2 protein-coding genes are annotated in these 1,424 nt (G+C 47.3%); both read right to left on the bottom strand.

Features of this window, described 5'->3' with window-relative positions:
* A partial coding sequence (locus E0L35_RS25255; RefSeq protein WP_138801709.1) for a hypothetical protein occupies window positions 1–235 on the bottom strand: 235 nt, incomplete at its 3' end.
* A 3-nt stretch (window positions 236–238) separates the two neighbouring features.
* Entirely contained in the window at window positions 239–1,204 is a 966-nt protein-coding gene (locus E0L35_RS25250) for a protein rep (protein ID WP_138801708.1), read from the bottom strand.
* Window positions 1,205–1,424 lie beyond the last annotated feature (220 nt).

Below are 1,424 nucleotides of genomic sequence, written 5' to 3'. Positions count from 1 at the left end.
TATACTTTATATCTATATTTACAAAAAGAGTTTTTACCCTCTCGTTTGTTTTCTGAATATATAAAATTAATTCATCCTCAAAACCTTCGTGCGGATGAAAACCAAATGTGCCAAAACTTAATCCATCAATAAGCAAAATAAGGTTTTTAAACCTGTCAGGAATCACCGCTTCACTTCTTAAAAAAAATAAACCAATAGTCTTATTTCCATTCAGGTATTCAATATTAATATTCATACGTTAATCCGATTTATCCTCATCAGGGGCGCGTTTGTAACGCCGTTTACCTGAATCCCAGACAAACGCCGTCCGCTTCCCGTCATCAGTGCCATCCCCTACATCGTCGGCAATGACAAGATCCTCATTGGTTTCTCGATCCAACTGGAGGACGTTTTTTAGCGCCCCACCGGTCGAGATAAAACGGCGCTTGTGAAGCTGCCGCGTCAGCTCAAGAAACCACTCAGGATCGTTTGCCATATCTTCCGGTTTAACGGAGTATTTCAGCGTTTCAGCAACCGCGCTTTGCAGTTGCTCGGCAACGTTGGCCACAACCTCACCTGTCTTAGTTTTTACTGCCCGAATATCGATATTCGGCTCATAGTTCACCCGCAAGCAATCGCGCCAGAGTTCTACCCAACGTTCGTGCTTAACGTAGTTCTTCCCTTTAAACCAAGAAGGTTGCACCATCAGCAGACAGTGAAAATGCGGATGTGCGCTGCCATCCTTACCTCGCGTCACCTCCGTAGCCCTGATCCACCCCTGAACAGGTGATAGCTCCTTTCGCTTTTCCATTCGCTTAAACGCCGCATTCATTGCTGTAAGGACTGTTCCAAGTTCACCTATCTCGCAGTTCCTGACAGTTAACGTCAGAAACAACCATCGGGAAGACGGGTAATCCACAACGATTTTCGGTAGAGCCTGATAAAAACGGGCTTGCCACATGAGGGTTCTTCTCCACTGGCAGACAGGGCAATGACGGACACGGCAAAATTGCGCACTACGAAGCCGTAGGCGCGTTTCTCCGGTTTCCATGATGGTAGACCAACCAAAACGTAACAAACCGCTACAGGAGGCCATACGGAGTGCATAGCGCTCGAATTCAGCAGCAGTCTGGTAGATACCCCCGACAGAATCGGTAAGCGTGCGCTGGGTATCCCAAACTGCATCACGGGGGCTGTAGTCCGAAAGGAATTTATCTTCTGACATTAAGCCTGCTCCGATCTGGGCAGGCTGTGATTTGATGTGGTATATTCATCACGTACCTGTGCATTGCGAGCCAGTACATGTCACCAGAGTTTGCCGCTGAGGTGACACATTCGAAATGTTGGGGAGTGTTGACGCACTCCCCAACGCCGATTAAAAACGCCTCAATTCTGCTCCATTTTCTTTGACCTGTCAAAACCCACTCAAAGCCTCGTCATTACTG

This window comes from Halomonas sp. ATBC28, from assembly GCF_005937175.1.
Lineage (GTDB): Bacteria > Pseudomonadota > Gammaproteobacteria > Pseudomonadales > Halomonadaceae > Vreelandella > Vreelandella titanicae.
This window is presented reverse-complemented; position numbering and strand designations above follow the sequence as displayed.

What these genes read in the sequence shown, in the direction of transcription:
- E0L35_RS25250 (WP_138801708.1), bottom strand. Translation starts at nt 1,204, where the DNA reads ATGTCAGAAGATAAATTCCTTTCGGACTACAGCCCCCGTGATGCAGTT.